The following is a 14,477-nucleotide window of genomic DNA, read 5'->3' as shown; positions in this document are numbered from 1 at the left end:
CTAACGATCGGACTTTCTTCTGCTATTGATAGACTCGTTTAGAGCTTGATATGTAGGCCATAGCCCAGCCGGAGGTGGCGAACACCGGCAGACTGAGATGTTAGTCGATTGAAGAGGTTTTTTCATCGCCTCGATCTTTACTCCAGGCCATCAAATATGCCTCCGCTGTTTGGTGACAGGCTCAGTCCGTTTCCTCTTAACGATAAAAGAGGTGCAAGCAAACAAAGCAGTCTGGTTGACTGCGACCGAGGAAGACGTCTTATCCGGTAGAGAGTGGTTCGATTCCGCTTGTTTGCGCCAACCTAAAGGGCTTTTTCGAGAGTCCTTCAGATTGAATGCCCAATGCGACAAAACGGTAAGTCGAGAGGATGCTGAGTCCGATGATGCAGGTTCAACACCTGCTTGGGCACCAAATCTAAGATGATGTGATTCCATACATCTCTTAGTGTCGAGGCCAAAATGGTGCGGCCATCAACCGCATAAACAGCCATTAGGCCCGAGCCACAAGCCTCGTCTGGCACTAACGTAAAGTGCAAGTAGCGTGAAATTCAGACTGTACGGTCAGAAAAGTAACGCTGCGAACCATACAAATAAACTACAAAGAGAAAACACATGTCTGAAGTCAAAAAGATTATTACCGTAGCTGAGCGTTCTACTAAAGCACTGGTTAAAGTTGTTGCCGACGGCCAAAAGCTGTTCGCTGATCTGGCCGCTCTGTCTCAGTCAACCGTAACTCTGACTGAAGAAATCGAATTTAAGCAGGGCCAGTTGGCTGATATCGAAAACCAGATCGCTGCCTCCGAGCGCGAATCCAAAGCCCAGCTGCGTCTGCGTGTAATCGAAAACGAAGACAAGGTTCTGGCCGAGCTGATGAAAGCACGCGGTTATGCCGTTATCACTCACGCTGATCTGGATGCACTAAACTCCGACCTGGTCGCGGCCAAAACCGACAACGAGTACGCAGTATCCGAAGCGCGTGAAGCTGGTTATCAGGCTGCTGCTGCTAAATTTGGCGCTGAGAACCGCGATCTGGTATCCCAGCATAAAGTTGAGCTGGCGGAGCACAAAGCCCAGGCTACTGCTAAAAACCAACGCATCTCCGATCTGGAAGCGCAAGTTGCAGAGCTGCGTGGACAGATTACCGCAGAGCGCGAAACCCGCCTCGAAATCGCCAAAGCTGATGCCGGTCGTGCAGGTGTTGTGGTTAACGCCGGTAAGAACTGATTGTGGCCGTAGCCTCTTCGGAGGCTACAGCTTAAAGACTGATGGCGACATTGGCCTTTAAGCTGTACTTCGACCCACAGCGACCATTGAGCATCACGATAGACACTTTTAGCGCAAATAATCAAAGGAGCCTCGCGGCTCCTTTTTGTTATTTCAAAAATAAGTAATGATTTACTTATCCAATGCAGTTATATTTATTGCGACACCTAACCATTTGAAAGGAATCAAAATGGGTACATCACGCAAACATGCGCGTAAGGTAGCGCGTAAAGCAGTAAAAGAGAATCGTGCGTTCCGCGGCCGTCGTGTTGATTACGTTATTGTCGATGAGCTGACCGACGCTCAGACCCCACGACCAAAGCGAGACAATACGCCAGTTGAGGCTCGTAACGAGGCTCAGGCGCATTATCTTATCAGCATCGAAAACAAGCCTCTGACGTTCGCCACCGGTGAAGCCGGCTGCGGCAAAACGTTCCTTGCCACGGCTGTCGCCGCGCAGAAGCTGTTGGATAAAGACGTCCGCAAAATCATCGTCACTCGCCCCGTATTGCAAGCTGACGAAGATCTGGGCTTCCTTCCGGGAGATGTGGGTGAGAAGTTCGCCCCATACTTCCGCCCCGTCTATGACGTTCTCCAGAAGCGTCTGGGCGCATCCTTCCTCGAATACTGTCTCAAGCCAGAGATTGCCAAAGTAGAAATCGCCCCGTTCGCTTACATGCGTGGCCGGACGTTCGAAAACGCAGTGGTTATTCTGGATGAAGCGCAAAACGTTACACCGTCACAGATGAAGATGTTCCTGACCCGCATGGGTGAGAACGTTACGGTTATCGTGAACGGCGATGTGACGCAGTGTGACCTGCCTGGTAATAAAGAGTCCGGGCTATCCGACGCACTGCGCCGCTTTAAACCAAACGCGCACGTTGGGTTGATTGAGTTTGAAGCCGACGATTGCGTCCGCTCTGAACTCTGCAAAGTGGCTTTAAATGCCTATCAATAGGGATATTGAAATGACAAAAGTTAAATTACCGCAGTACCAAAGCATTAAAATCGTGGAAGCTGCTGAGATTGCGAAAATCGAGGGGCAGACAATGCTGTTATCCTTCCGCAAGCATGTGGCAAAAGTCGAAGTAGATCAGACTTATCTCGACAAGCACCAGCCTCAAGTTGGTGGATATTTCGTCCGCTATGAAAACGGTTATGAGTCCTACTCGCCAAAAGGGCCGTTTGAATCGGGCTATTTGTCAGTCGAAACCACTATTCACGCCGCCAGGGTAGGTGCATCTTTTGGCATCGCAATCGAGATGCTGAAAGATGGCCATCGCGTAGCTCGCAAAGGTTGGAACGGCAAAGGTATGTTCTTGCGCATGGTGTCCGGCAAACAATACGACGTCGCTTGCGGCATTGCTCGCGATCTGGAGCTGGCGCCCTGGATTGGTATGAAAACAGCTGACGGCAAATTTGTGCCATGGCTGGCATCCCAGACTGACATGCTGGCCGAGGATTGGGTAATTGTGGAGATGGTGCCGTGAAAGATCAGCACACCAAAATTAAAGGCTATCGCGACCTGTCGGCCGAAGAAATCGCTCTGATGAACGAAGGCAAAGAGCTGGCCCAGAAAGTGGGTGAGTTCGTCGAGAAACTGGAACGTGCGGAGTTTGCCAAAAACTCACTTCAGCTGCCGGATAAACGCTGGCTGGCTATCGGTAAAACTGACCTGCAGAAAGGCTTTATGGCCGTGATCCGCAGCATCGCAAAACCGACCACTTTTTGAGGCTGATATGACATCAGAGCAATTTGCATATTGGCTTCAGGGATTCGTCGAGCTGGGCGGTCAGATCCCAACGGAAGCGCAGTGGGATAGCATTAAAGATCACCTGAAAACGGTGTTTGAAAAAGTGACCCCGCCTGTTCAGACGTCTAGTATCGGCGTACTGGCGTCAATGCGTGGTGGCCCCATTGGTCAAAGCATCACATCTTTATCTTGCTAAGGGAAAGCATGAAAATCGTTATTTATGGAAAGGACAGCTGCTCTTACTGCAAACGTGCGGTAGAGCTGGCTAAGCAGTTAAAATCTCAGGGTCATGGTGACTATGAGTATATCGACATTGTCGAAGCCGGCATTGACGCTGTCGCTCTGGGCGAGCTGGTCGGGAAGCCGGTGCGAACGGTTCCGCAGATCTTCGTCGAGGGCGAGCCGATTGGCGGATACACCGAACTGGCGACCATCGCATCCATCCTTTAAGAAAGGGGCCGCTTGGCCCCTCTCTTCTTTCATGGTCAACCTTTTTGAGTCGCTTAAAATTAAACGACACAAACCAATGAGATCACGTAATGAGCTTTAAACGAATGACACCCGAAGAGATGCATGAATACCTTTTACAGCAAGGTTTTTTGAGAGTGCGGCAGCTGGCCGACGATAGCTGGATTGGCGTGCTGAAACTGGCATTCACGACGTCAGTCTGTATGGATATTGACGAGGTCTCCCCATTCCGGTATCGCTGGTGTTTTGCTGATCCGAGTGAGGCGCATCACTTTTTCGAGACAGCTGTTGATTATGATGAAGTGCCAACTAAGCGCGATTCATTGAAAGGACACCGGTATCGTGGCGAACCACTGCTGCGTGAAAAGGATGAGTTTGGATTCAATAAATGGTAGAAACAACAAAGGCCCGAACAGGGCCTTTGTTTATATTTCCTGGAATTCTCGTTTGAGAGATACCTGGCTCAGTTTTCGACGCAACATGGTAGCAGAGGATTTCTTCTGTCTTTGGGCAAAGCTATTGTGTAAAGCTTCCATGGATGAGGTAGTTGAAACATTGCCACCTTCTCTAATGATGTTGCAATATTTAACACCTTCTGGCGTTAAGACCAGAACTTGTTCGTTGCGGGTCGCTGCAGTAGCCGCAGCAAGGCTTTGCAGCAGGTGTTTCTCACCATTCTGCACCAGTGCACGCTTCTGTTTATTGCGACGTAACGGCATAACAAGCCCTCCCGGTTGAGTCATCTTTGTAAACTTTCAGGAAGTCTGGAAGGAGCTTCCTGGGTTTACCTTTAGGTAATCCTGTTTTCTTATTATAACGTTGTTCGTGTTTTAACCCAAGAATATAATCGTATGTCTCTTCGAGGGAAGTTTTCCTATCAATATCGGCTACGCCACCGGAAGCAGCTTGGAAAACAAACCCTCCAATATCAAAGGTTTGATAATGTTGAAGCATTGCTAAAGCTACTTGTTCCAATACAACACCACCCGCCAACCCTTTGAATTTTACGTGCCGGAAATCTCCGAAAGACTCACGATCAATCCAAATATCGAAGTAAACCTCTGACATCCCATTGTGAGGGAAAGCCATGCCAGGCTCTAAGCTGTAGCCAATTTTCTGAAACGTCTTCTCATCTTTAATGCTCCCGAAAACTACGGTGTAAACCTCACCGCCGGCAACAAAGATATAACTATGATGAACGCGCTTGTCATAGACAAACTTTTTCCGTCGGAATCCCGATTCCTCAAGATAAACATCTTCTTCAATGGGTGACACAAGGCCCATATGCATTCTCCAATGTTATGTACAACCATTGTGCTACAGCCTCTAAATTTATTCAAATCGCCCTTTTGTGATTCCATACTCTATAGGTATGGAATCACAGTAAAAAACCAGTTATCTTTGGTTGACCTTATAACTAAAATACCGTTAAATACTGTATATGCATACAGTTACATGGAGGCAGCGATGTTAAATTCGTTCGAAATCGATAAAGCTTTGGAAAATTGTTCTGCTGAAACAGTTCAATATCTCCAGCGCTGCCAAGCCATGACCGGTTCGCAAATGATGACCATGGATGCCGATTCGAAATTCAGTGAAGCCTTTATGTTTTTCACGCGCTTATCACTCCTTGTGACGCGCCGGCGCCCAGAGCTAGGTGTTCACTGTATTCTCGTTCACGCAATGCCGGCGATCGGCAACAAAAAAGTTTCGGACATCAACCGCCTCACAGTTAACAGACTAATTAATGCCCTGGTGTTGGATGGCAAGTTAGTACAAAGCCGGCGCGTTTTTTCTGTTTTAAAACAGTTCCTTGGGTGGTGTGAGTTCCAGGGTGTGATCGAGACTTCCCCACTTGGAGCGATGTCTCTTAACAAAGTAGCCGGTGGACTGAAGCCAAGACCGCGGGAGCGTGTGTTGTCGGATGATGAGCTGGAAAAATTTTGGCACATGTGGGACTTTGCCGATGTTTCAGAGAGCACGCGTTGGGCCGCGCGTTTCGTGCTCTGCTCAGCCAGACGGCCGGATGAAGTGCTCCGGGCTAAACGAGCTGAATTCGATCTCAATAATGATGTATGGAATCAGGGTAGTAGGAATAAGTCTGGTCGTGAACATTCACTACCCATTAGCCCCATAATGAAGCTGTGCATTAATAAAATGATGGCCGCAGCCGGGAACAGCGATTGGCTGGTTCCCTCCCCAAAGAATGCAATGAAGCCTGCATCTAAGGTTCTGATAGCTCAGGCATCAAGAAGAATTATGAGTAGAGGTTATCTTTCCGATAACCTTCCGGCACCCTTCGAAATCAGAGATTTACGAAGGACGGCCAGAAGTACACTCTCTCGACTCGGTGTAGAGCAAGACGTGGCTCGTAAAATCATGAACCACAGTCTTGAGGGAATAGATCGCGTCTATGACAGACACGACTATCTTGACCGGATGTCCGAGGCAATGTCAGCATACTCTGAATTCTTAATTGAAACATGTAAGATCAATCAGTAATGCCTAACTTGCTCTTCAGAGCATCATTTTCATTCTTTATTTTTTTAACAAATTCATATATTTCGGGAAATCTCTCGGATAAGTACATCATCATAAAATCGTCTGGCGGCGCACCAACAGCTCTCGCGAATGGGATGACCTTGTCTAACGAAAGATGAGCACGGCCAGATTTGATGAGAGAAATGTTGTTAGCGTTCTCAAATCCAACTTCTTTTGCAATCTGAGCTTGTGTTTTGCCACAGGTGAGCATCGCTGCGGTCATAAACGGACGGTAACGCCCTTTGGGTTCGTACATGTTATAGTCTGCCTTGTATTGAATTATTTTAGTAAGTAACCACATACTATTAAATCATTTTAGTAAGTAATCACATATTTACGTATTGTTCAAGACTAAACCACTGAACCAAAAATGTAAATACACACCGCCAACTTTGGGTGACGGCGCTAAATAACCACAAAATAGAATAAAAATCAATAGGCTAAGTCTGCTTTTTTGGTGCAAATTTGTTGTAATCTTAAAAAAATAATAGTAACTTTGACATGAATCATTTAAGACATACTAATAAGCAATAAACTATTTAATGGTATTAACATGAATGCAATTTTGAACTGGATGTCGACGGCGACAAAACTATCAGCAATATCTTTGAGTGACCAGATCGGAGCCGACATCATTTGCGAACTGGGCGCGAAAGATGGACACATAGCAGGCTCCGATGATCTTTTTTTCCATATTAATCATCTAGATAAGGATTTCGCTTTAGTACAGGGAATTTCGAACTACACTCTCATTTGCATTCACACCAACTAAGATTTACCCTTCCTTTTTGGCTTTATACTTTCATTGATTGTGATTATCATACCCATAAATAATAAGCATTTATTTATGGGTATGTCATGAAAAAGACTTCAGTTAAAGATATCACTAAGTTTCGCGAGGCGATTAAAAACGTCGTTTCAATGCTGGTAGCACGCAACATCCCCGTCATAGAACGTGGAGATAAGGCATATGTTGAATACAACAAAGCCGGCGAACCTCTCTGCATCTGCATACCATCAATACCCGACGACGCCAGCGACAAGTTCCTGATGGCGGTACGCGGATTCATCGATCACGAAGTCGCTCACGTCCTTTTCACAGACAGTACGAAAGCCACCAGCTTCGTCTGGAACGCCGTAGAAGACACCTTCATTGAGCGAAAAATGGGGGAGATGTTCAAAGGCTCCAGAGCAAACCTCATCAACACACAAAAGCATGTCATCGATACGGTTTTCATTCCTAAAGAAATGGAGGCCATTGCTGAAAAGCTGGGCGATCAGACCCGCATGTTTATGGAGTTCTATCTGGTTCCCGTGCTGCGTGCTTGGAATGATCAAACGCCGTTCATCGACTACATGGAAGACCGCTGGGAAAGCGTTAAAGAGCCGGTATCAATCCTGATTAAACATGGTGTCGATAAGATGATCCCCAAAATAAGCAGCACGAGCGACAGTGTGGCAGTGGCCGCGCTAATTGTCCGACTGCTGGTCGACAAGCCAATGGAAAGCAAAGAACCTGACGGTTCAGATAGCAAAGAAAAAGGAAAAGGGAAATCGTCAAGCGAACCGTCCGAAGACGATTGTGGTAGTGGCAGCGATCTGCCCTGGCATGATGAGTCTGACGAGCAAGAACAATCAGACGCACCTGGAGATGGGGAGGAAAATGGTTCCCCGGAATCATCCGAGAGCGAAGGAAGTGAAGCTGCATCGGCCGATGCAGGAGATGGCGGTTCTGCTGAATCCGAAGAAGACAAAAAGTCAGATGGTATCGGGGACGAACCGAGCGATGCAGAAAGCGGAACGGGTGATATTCCCAAACCAACAAAAGGCGATCTGGAAAAGCTGGAGTCGACCAAACTACCAAAAGGCGCCATGGATATGTCTATGGAAGGGGCAATGAAGATGATTATTTCCAGCGAATCCGAATTGTCGACCGGCTATCGTCCGTATGAGCGCACTTACGACTTTATGGGGAGGCTTGAGCACGCATCGGAGTTCTTCAGAAACGTTCTGGCCACTTCGCCGAAAGGGTTCCACATGTACGGTGACGCTGATAACTACATGGTGATCCCAAAACATGAGGCCGTCTTCAATAAGAATATTAAGCCTCTAATTGGCGATGACATCGTCGCGACACTCGCTAAAGATCTTGAGCGAACGATAGCCAGCCAGAACCGCAATCAGTTTGTCCCAGGTCAGCGTCGCGGCCGACTGCATGGCCCAAGTCTGTATCGCCTGTCCGTCGATGATGACCGAGTTTTTCGCAAGCTGGAGGTCAAACGCGCGGTCAACTCATGCGTGCAGATTGTTATTGATATGTCTGGCTCCATGAGAGGGCAAAAAATCAAGACAGCTTGTGCAGCAGCCTACACACTGGCGGATGCATTGGCGCGTATCAACGTGAAAACTATGATAACCGGCTTCACAACATCTTCTCTGGCGATGCCTGGGAAGTCCGAGTTTAACCGCTCTGAAGCGCTTTTTCTGCCAATTATCAAGGGGTGGGAGACGCCGATATCCAGCAAACAAACGATATGCAACCTTGGCGCTCTCGCAGGTACGATGATACTGGCTGAAAATATCGATGGAGAAAGCATACTGGCCTTGCTTCAACATTTCTCTGGCCGCCAGGAAGATCGCAAAATCATGATTGTGCTTAGTGACGGAAGTCCAGCGGCTCAGGGGCGTGGTTTGACTGGCCACCTGAAAATGGTCACAAAACAGATTGAGCAGGATACCGATATCCATCTTCTGGGGATCGGGATTTTGACAGACGCTCCGCGTCACTTCTACCGCGACAACATCTGTCTGAACAATGTTGGTGATTTAGCCGAAACGCTCATCAAGCAAATGCAACGCCTACTTTCGTAGCCGTTTTTTTGGGCAAGGATGATAAGTAAATACTTATTTCCTTGCCTGTTATATATAAGTATCATTGACACATCAGAACTACTTCAAAAGGAAAACACATGTCGGTCGAAATGCAGAACAAAACAGTCGCTGAACAAGAAAAATCTCGCGAGATCGAAGAAACGCCTATTTCGTGCAAATGGTGTGGCGGCGAGACCCATCATGTCGGTTCTCATTTTATTGGCAAAAAATGCTCTGGCATCCCGAAAGAACACGAAGACAAGACGCCTAATGAATTGATGAAAATCTATGTTGCTGCATTTCCTGAAGCGCCGACTATGTCCGCCGCTGCCGCCAAACGTCTAAAAGAACATCAGGCCAAAAAGAAAGAAGAACCGGCTGCAGTTCACGTTGGGTACGCCGGCTTCGAAGACTATATGGTCGAAAAGGTCGCAGTACATGAAATACTCGGTCTCGATGCTGACTTACTGAAGACGGCATCTGGCGAGCCGCTGCGCATCACCGTAAACATCAATAAGCCATTCCCGGAGTTTGTGCCAAAAGTAAACCCTGACTATGTGTTCGGCGACATCGAGCTGCTTAAAGACGTGCTTATGATGATCGAGATGCGTATCCCTGGATATCTGTGGGGTCACGCAGGAACCGGCAAGAGTACGCTACCAACTCAGCTTTGCGCTCGACTAAACCGACCGATCATCCGTGCGCAGCACACCGCGTCCACTGAAGAGTCGCACATCTGCGGCCAGATTCTTGTGCGTGGTGGTGCAACTTATTTCGAGCCAGGTCTTCTGGCAAGTGCAATGCGTAACGGGTGGGTTTATCTGGCCGATGAATATGATTTCGCATTCCCGCAAATCCTTGGCGTTTACCAGCCAGTGCTGGAAGGTGAACCACTGATCATCAAAGAAGCAACCCCGGAGTGGCGCTACGTCGAGCCACATAAACGATTCGCTTTCATCGGAACCGGCAACACCAATGGCTCCGGTGATGAAACTGGATTGTACCAGGGTACGAATATCCAGAACGCAGCGAACTTCTCTCGTTTCGGTATCGTCTCACACGTCAAGTACATGGATAGGTCTCATGAGTCCGCGATGCTTGAGAAAATGGGTTTGCCGAAAGTGTACGCAACCATGCTTATCGATTTCGCAACCCGAATCCGTAGCGGGTATGAGGCAGGAAATATTAGCCAACCCATCGGGCCGCGTGAACTGCGCAATGCAGCAATGATCGGGATGGCGCACAAAAACTTCAAGAAAGGCGTTACGAAGTCTTTCATCAATAAATTACCGTCCACCAGTGCGGTATCCGCAACCGAGATAGCGCAGCGCGTCTTTGGTGATGAATAAAGGTTGCTTTGGCTCAGCATTGACAGCCTCAGAAAAAAGCGAGATCTGCGCCCGATGTGGTGACAGATCTCGCTGTCATGATGAAGCCCGTAAAAACATTGAGGCTATGTTTGGGAAGTTTATCGGATTCCCGATTGACAGCGTTAAAAATAAAAAAAGAACCACGAAGGAAAGCACATGAAGGCATTAATGGTACGCACCGATTTTTCTCTTGGTGAATCGGCGCTGAAAGCAAGCCGCGTAGCGAAGGCTGCGAAAGAGTTAGGTTATTCAGCCATTATCAGCGCAGACACAATGAGTCTGGCTTCAATCATCCCGCTGCAGCAGTCGGCTGGCGATGACCTGGCTGTTATTTGCGGCGTCCGTCTGGTCATTAGTGACAATCCTTTTTATGAAGCAGCGGTCAGAAAAGCCAAAGAGGAAGGTTCAGAGATCCCGGTATGCAAACTTGGGCGCCTGTACAGCTTCACCGCGCTGATAAAGAACGATGAAGGATACAAAGATCTCTGTGAGCTGATGACGTTGGGCAACCGCCGCGAGCAGTTTCACTTTTTCCCGCGCATCTCGTTGGAGCAGCTGGCCGAAACGTATTCAAAGGGCAACATCCTTCTACTGACGTCTGATCGCGATAGCATATTTCATCGGCAGGACTTCGTTAAAATCCTGACTAAATTGCTGGAGGTTGGTGGGCGTGACAACTTCTACAGCGTTGTGTATCCGATTGCTACGCCTCTCTACGATCAGTTGAACATGAAGGCGATGAAGGTGGCTAATGCGCTTAAAATCGCCCCTGTTGCGTTCTATCCAGCTTATTACGAGAAAGAAGAGGACGCAGACCTGCGCGACATTGCGCATATGGTTATCAATAACATCAAAACGGATCAGCCATATCGTTTTCACATCCCACACCAGCGCGACAACTCTATCCAGAACCGCAAGCATTTGCTGGTTCGCTTGATGGAATTCTCGAAACGCATGGGTATCGAGGGTATTAGTTCCGCGATGGTTAACGAGACTCAGGACGAAATCATTGCGGCGTGCAGCTGGCGCTGGCATGAGATGCCGGTCAGTCTGCCAGTTATGGCGGAAGATGAGGGTGATACGTTGACGCGAATGGCGGCAGAAGGATTGAAGCGTCGTTTAACAACGCTTGAATTTGGTTGGAAGCCACCAGCAGAGCAGTATCAGGTTTACATCAACCGTTTACGTTATGAGTTGAGTGTTCTGAAAAAGCTGGGATTTTGCGGCTACTTCCTGATGGTTGAAAATCTACTGTCATGGGCGCGTAAACAGGATATCCCGGTCGGGCCGGGTCGCGGATCGTCCGCCGGTTCACTTGTTGCGTGGGCGATTGGGATCACCAACATCGACCCGCTACGCCACGGTCTCCTGTTTGAGCGTTTCATCAACCCTGAACGTCTGGACTTGCCTGACGCGGATCTGGACTTCAGTCAGGCGCAACGACCTCGGGTACTTGAATATCTCGAAGAGCACTACGGCGAAAAATACGTGGCCGGCATTCCTAACTTCTCTTATCTGGGTATGGCGTCGGCACTCCGAGACACAGCGCGTATCTACGGCGTGTCAACGGAAGATATGGCGGTATCTAAGCAGCTGAAGCCATTCGATGATGAGGGATTAACTCTCGAAGAGACGCGCGAGCAGCTGGGCGCCCTCGACAAATACGCGAAAGCAAACCCGGAAGCATTCGACGCCGCGTGCAAACTCCAGTCACTGATGCGCAGCTATGGTAAGCACGCCGCGGGTGTCATCGTTTCTGGCGTACCACTGACTGAGCGAACACCAGTCGAGTTACGCAACGGGGTGCGCTGTATCGCGTTTGACAAGCGTTTCTGTGAATCAATGGGGCTTATCAAGCTGGACGTGTTAGGGCTGGCTACGCTCGATCTACTGGCTCTCGCTAAACGCTACATCAAAGAGAACGAGGGGATCGACGTTAACCTCGACGCAATCCCTCTCGATGATAAACGCGTCCTTGAGGGTATGGCGTTGGGTGAAACAACTGGCGTGTTCCAGTTCGAGTCTGGCGGCATGAGAAACCTGCTTAAAAACCTTGGAAGCGGCATCAAACCAATGTCGTTTGAAATGGCCGTCGCAACTACCGCGCTATATCGCCCAGGCCCAATGCAGTCCGGCATGATGGACACCTACGTCAGCGTTGCGCGTGGTTATGAGGACGCTCACTCACTTCACCCAAGCCTTGACGAATTGACCAAAGAAACCAACGGGGTTTTGGTCTATCAGGAACAAATCATGAAAGCGTCGCAGATCCTCGCCGGCTTCTCTCTGTCGGAAGCAGATATGGTAAGGAAGGCGATTGGTAAAAAAGACATCGAGAAGATGAAAAAGATTGGCGCCGACTTTTCAGATCGTGCGCAGCTTGGTTGGTTGGAAGTCCAGACTGACGACGGCCAGATTGTCACTGTTCATCGCGCCGCGCTTCATCCGTGCTCTGATGGTAAGAAGCGCACTGTCGAGCAAGCCATGAAAGAAGATGCCGACATTATTGAATTTGACACCTCTAAGTAATAAGTAAAATGTGAAAACAAGTTGTTTTTTAGTTTCTGAAAACAACTTGTTTAATGACAAAGGAAAACACATGAAGATTACTAAAATCATCTCAGAGAAGCCCGGACTCAGCGAATCAAAAGCAAAAGAGGTCTGGGATGCTTTCGAGAAATTCGGGTCGTATGGCTTTAACAAATCACACGCCGTGGCCTATACCGCAATCAGCTACCAGGCAATGTATCTGAAGACTCACCATCCGGCTGCATTCTTCGCCGCCGCACTGACAATTCAGGATGATGAAAAACACCGAGCTGTTGTAAAGGATGCACTGGCACGCGGCGTTATCGTGATGCCGCCAGACATCAATCTCTCAACTGACCGCATCGAAATAGTCGAACTGAAGGATGGCCGGGCGGCGCTATATGCCCCCTTCTCAGCTGTCAAAGGTTGTTCTGAAAAAGGCAGCTTAGCCATTATGCGTGCTCGCGAGCGTGTAGGTGGTAAGTTTGAGTCCAGAGCACAATTCAAAGAGGCGATCGAAGCCAGACTGTGCAATATCCGTGTACAGGAAGCGCTGGACGCCGTTGGTGCATTTGCCAGTATTGAGCCTGGCAGCGAACCAGCGATGGCGGAATCCCGCCGCAAGGCTCAATCAGAGCTGATGGGAAGCCTCATTATCGATGCGGTAAAAGTGAGTCGCCCGTTCGAGATGAATCCGAAACGCCAGGCAGAAGTATCGATGTTGATGGAAGAGCTGCGTAAAGAGGTCGGGGTGGGCGAAGATCTGGTTACTCCGCATATCGGCGTATCGCCAAAAATAATGATTATCCTCGACACAGCAAACGGCAACGATATCAGGACGGGGATCTTCATGGAGAACGGCTACGAAGATTTTAAGGCGAAAATGCTCGTTAATGGCGATCTGCGCATGAGCGAGGTGTACGTTACCGGCGTCATTAAGCAAGATAAGAAGTTGCCACTGTCCCGCGACGCAGAGAACACCTACATCGAGTTTATGAAGAAAGAGCTTGAGCTGGTTAAACCAACCTACGTCCTGACGTGTGGTCGCCTATCGGCCAGTCTCTTCAACGACAAAACCAAGGCAACGGATTTGGTCGGACGCAAGGAATACTTTGGCGCAATGGACTTGACCGTGTTTTACGGATTCAATCCGGGCATACTTCACTTCAGACCGGAAGAAGGTGAGAAATTGGAACTTATTATGGAAGACATTAAGGAAGCATTGTCATGAGCGAGGTTACAGTGTCACAGGAGTATATCGATAAGGCCATTATCGCTCTAAATAAGTCAGCATTCTGGGAGTTCGCAGACTGTCCCGTCACCATTCGTCTCGCTATGCGGCAGGCGGAGCTTGATGGGCGCCGAGCGAATAGCGCAGCACGTAGCGCAGCAAAGATAATTCTGAAGCGCGTGCGCGACCCGATGGTTCGAGATTATGTCGCTGTGATAGCTAAATCAAGCAATGTCAAAAAACATCTTGCTGAGTTTGAGGCTTATCGAGACCGACTGATATCAAAGGTTGCGGAGGAATTTGTCGAGGTAGGTAAAGCGGCCAGCGTCAAAGACTACCGTCTCCAGCGTGCTCAGCGTATAGCCATTACCGGGCGGGGAGTCGGAAAAAGAACGCTGGCAGAAATGTACGTAGCCTAATTGTTCGTGTTAATATTTAAGCTCAAAGATAA

At 48.6% G+C, this 14,477-nt stretch carries 13 protein-coding genes, 1 tRNA gene and 1 pseudogene; 12 read left to right on the top strand and 3 right to left on the bottom strand.

Annotation, left to right across the window (positions count from 1 at the left end; translation table 11 throughout):
- Positions 1-217: 217 nt before the first annotated feature.
- The 7 genes from HMPREF9538_RS31555 to HMPREF9538_RS15655 all read left to right on the top strand — a co-directional run bounded on the left by HMPREF9538_RS31555 (position 218) and on the right by HMPREF9538_RS15655 (position 3,879).
- Positions 218-300 (top strand) — tRNA-Arg (locus HMPREF9538_RS31555).
- A gap of 312 nt (positions 301-612) precedes the next feature.
- Positions 613-1,224, top strand: coding sequence for a hypothetical protein (locus tag HMPREF9538_RS15635; RefSeq protein WP_009484904.1), 612 nt, complete (start codon positions 613-615; stop codon positions 1,222-1,224).
- Positions 1,225-1,453: 229 nt separating this feature from the next.
- Complete coding sequence (phoH, locus tag HMPREF9538_RS15640) at positions 1,454-2,221, top strand: phosphate starvation-inducible protein PhoH (protein ID WP_032410375.1); 768 nt, start codon at positions 1,454-1,456, stop codon at positions 2,219-2,221.
- A 10-nt stretch (positions 2,222-2,231) separates the two neighbouring features.
- The gene (locus tag HMPREF9538_RS31050; protein ID WP_223366914.1) at positions 2,232-2,753 is read left to right on the top strand and encodes a DUF2829 domain-containing protein; all 522 of its coding nucleotides are present in this window, start codon (positions 2,232-2,234) and stop codon (positions 2,751-2,753) included.
- Positions 2,750-2,995, top strand: a complete 246-nt coding sequence (locus HMPREF9538_RS15645) for a hypothetical protein (protein WP_009484901.1) — start codon at positions 2,750-2,752, stop codon at positions 2,993-2,995. Before HMPREF9538_RS31050 ends, HMPREF9538_RS15645 begins: the two co-directional genes overlap by 4 nt.
- Positions 2,996-3,220: 225 nt before the next feature.
- On the top strand, positions 3,221-3,466 hold the full coding sequence (locus HMPREF9538_RS15650) for a GrxA family glutaredoxin (RefSeq protein ID WP_009484899.1): 246 nt from the start codon (positions 3,221-3,223) through the stop codon (positions 3,464-3,466).
- A gap of 89 nt (positions 3,467-3,555) precedes the next feature.
- The gene (locus HMPREF9538_RS15655) at positions 3,556-3,879 is read left to right on the top strand and encodes a hypothetical protein (protein ID WP_009484898.1); all 324 of its coding nucleotides are present in this window, start codon (positions 3,556-3,558) and stop codon (positions 3,877-3,879) included.
- 30 nt (positions 3,880-3,909) lie between these two features.
- Here HMPREF9538_RS15655 and HMPREF9538_RS31550 read toward each other — a convergent pair whose 3' ends face one another.
- Complete coding sequence (locus HMPREF9538_RS31550) at positions 3,910-4,203, bottom strand: hypothetical protein (protein WP_049129099.1); 294 nt, start codon at positions 4,201-4,203, stop codon at positions 3,910-3,912.
- Positions 4,184-4,768 (bottom strand): hypothetical protein, encoded by a 585-nt coding sequence (locus HMPREF9538_RS15660; protein ID WP_100248991.1) that lies wholly within the window; start codon positions 4,766-4,768, stop codon positions 4,184-4,186. The genes HMPREF9538_RS31550 and HMPREF9538_RS15660 overlap by 20 nt, the downstream gene beginning before the upstream one ends.
- Before the next feature lie 183 nt (positions 4,769-4,951).
- Between HMPREF9538_RS15660 and HMPREF9538_RS15665 the strand changes: the two genes are divergently transcribed.
- Positions 4,952-5,986, top strand: a complete 1,035-nt coding sequence (locus HMPREF9538_RS15665) for a tyrosine-type recombinase/integrase (protein WP_049129098.1) — start codon at positions 4,952-4,954, stop codon at positions 5,984-5,986.
- On the opposite strand, the gene HMPREF9538_RS0127520 is transcribed toward HMPREF9538_RS15665, so the two are convergent.
- The gene (locus HMPREF9538_RS0127520) at positions 5,976-6,326 is read right to left on the bottom strand and encodes a helix-turn-helix domain-containing protein (protein WP_009484895.1); all 351 of its coding nucleotides are present in this window, start codon (positions 6,324-6,326) and stop codon (positions 5,976-5,978) included. The genes HMPREF9538_RS15665 and HMPREF9538_RS0127520 overlap by 11 nt on opposite strands.
- 557 nt (positions 6,327-6,883) lie before the next feature.
- Here HMPREF9538_RS0127520 and HMPREF9538_RS15675 point away from each other — a divergent pair.
- The 4 genes and pseudogenes from HMPREF9538_RS15675 (at position 6,884) to HMPREF9538_RS15690 (ending at position 14,445) form a co-directional block, all read left to right on the top strand.
- On the top strand, positions 6,884-8,896 hold the full coding sequence (locus HMPREF9538_RS15675) for a cobaltochelatase CobT-related protein (protein ID WP_009484893.1): 2,013 nt from the start codon (positions 6,884-6,886) through the stop codon (positions 8,894-8,896).
- A 110-nt stretch (positions 8,897-9,006) separates the two neighbouring features.
- The gene (locus HMPREF9538_RS15680; protein ID WP_048255589.1) at positions 9,007-10,245 is read left to right on the top strand and encodes an AAA family ATPase; all 1,239 of its coding nucleotides are present in this window, start codon (positions 9,007-9,009) and stop codon (positions 10,243-10,245) included.
- A 177-nt stretch (positions 10,246-10,422) separates the two neighbouring features.
- Positions 10,423-14,026, top strand: a pseudogene (gene dnaE, locus HMPREF9538_RS33335) (DNA polymerase III subunit alpha).
- Positions 14,023-14,445, top strand: a complete 423-nt coding sequence (locus HMPREF9538_RS15690; protein WP_009484888.1) for a hypothetical protein — start codon at positions 14,023-14,025, stop codon at positions 14,443-14,445. Before dnaE ends, HMPREF9538_RS15690 begins: the two are co-directional and overlap by 4 nt.
- Positions 14,446-14,477: the final 32 nt, after the last annotated feature.

Source organism: Klebsiella sp. MS 92-3, from assembly GCF_000195655.1.
In the GTDB taxonomy this organism is placed as follows: Bacteria; Pseudomonadota; Gammaproteobacteria; order Enterobacterales; family Enterobacteriaceae; genus Klebsiella; species Klebsiella pneumoniae.
Note: the sequence above shows the minus strand (reverse complement) of the source record. Positions and strands in the feature narration are given on the sequence as shown.

Bases quoted from the DNA above. Each gene is read 5' to 3' on its own strand.
- phoH (WP_032410375.1), top strand. From the start codon at position 1,454: ATGGGTACATCACGCAAACATGCGCGTAAGGTAGCGCGTAAAGCAGTA.
- HMPREF9538_RS15665 (WP_049129098.1), top strand. From the start codon at position 4,952: ATGTTAAATTCGTTCGAAATCGATAAAGCTTTGGAAAATTGTTCTGCT.
- HMPREF9538_RS15660 (WP_100248991.1), bottom strand. From the start codon at position 4,768: ATGGGCCTTGTGTCACCCATTGAAGAAGATGTTTATCTTGAGGAATCG.
- HMPREF9538_RS15655 (WP_009484898.1), top strand. From the start codon at position 3,556: ATGAGCTTTAAACGAATGACACCCGAAGAGATGCATGAATACCTTTTA.
- HMPREF9538_RS15690 (WP_009484888.1), top strand. From the start codon at position 14,023: ATGAGCGAGGTTACAGTGTCACAGGAGTATATCGATAAGGCCATTATC.
- HMPREF9538_RS15635 (WP_009484904.1), top strand. From the start codon at position 613: ATGTCTGAAGTCAAAAAGATTATTACCGTAGCTGAGCGTTCTACTAAA.
- HMPREF9538_RS15650 (WP_009484899.1), top strand. From the start codon at position 3,221: ATGAAAATCGTTATTTATGGAAAGGACAGCTGCTCTTACTGCAAACGT.
- HMPREF9538_RS15675 (WP_009484893.1), top strand. From the start codon at position 6,884: ATGAAAAAGACTTCAGTTAAAGATATCACTAAGTTTCGCGAGGCGATT.
- HMPREF9538_RS0127520 (WP_009484895.1), bottom strand. From the start codon at position 6,326: ATGTGGTTACTTACTAAAATAATTCAATACAAGGCAGACTATAACATG.
- HMPREF9538_RS31550 (WP_049129099.1), bottom strand. From the start codon at position 4,203: ATGCCGTTACGTCGCAATAAACAGAAGCGTGCACTGGTGCAGAATGGT.
- HMPREF9538_RS15680 (WP_048255589.1), top strand. From the start codon at position 9,007: ATGCAGAACAAAACAGTCGCTGAACAAGAAAAATCTCGCGAGATCGAA.
- HMPREF9538_RS31050 (WP_223366914.1), top strand. From the start codon at position 2,232: ATGACAAAAGTTAAATTACCGCAGTACCAAAGCATTAAAATCGTGGAA.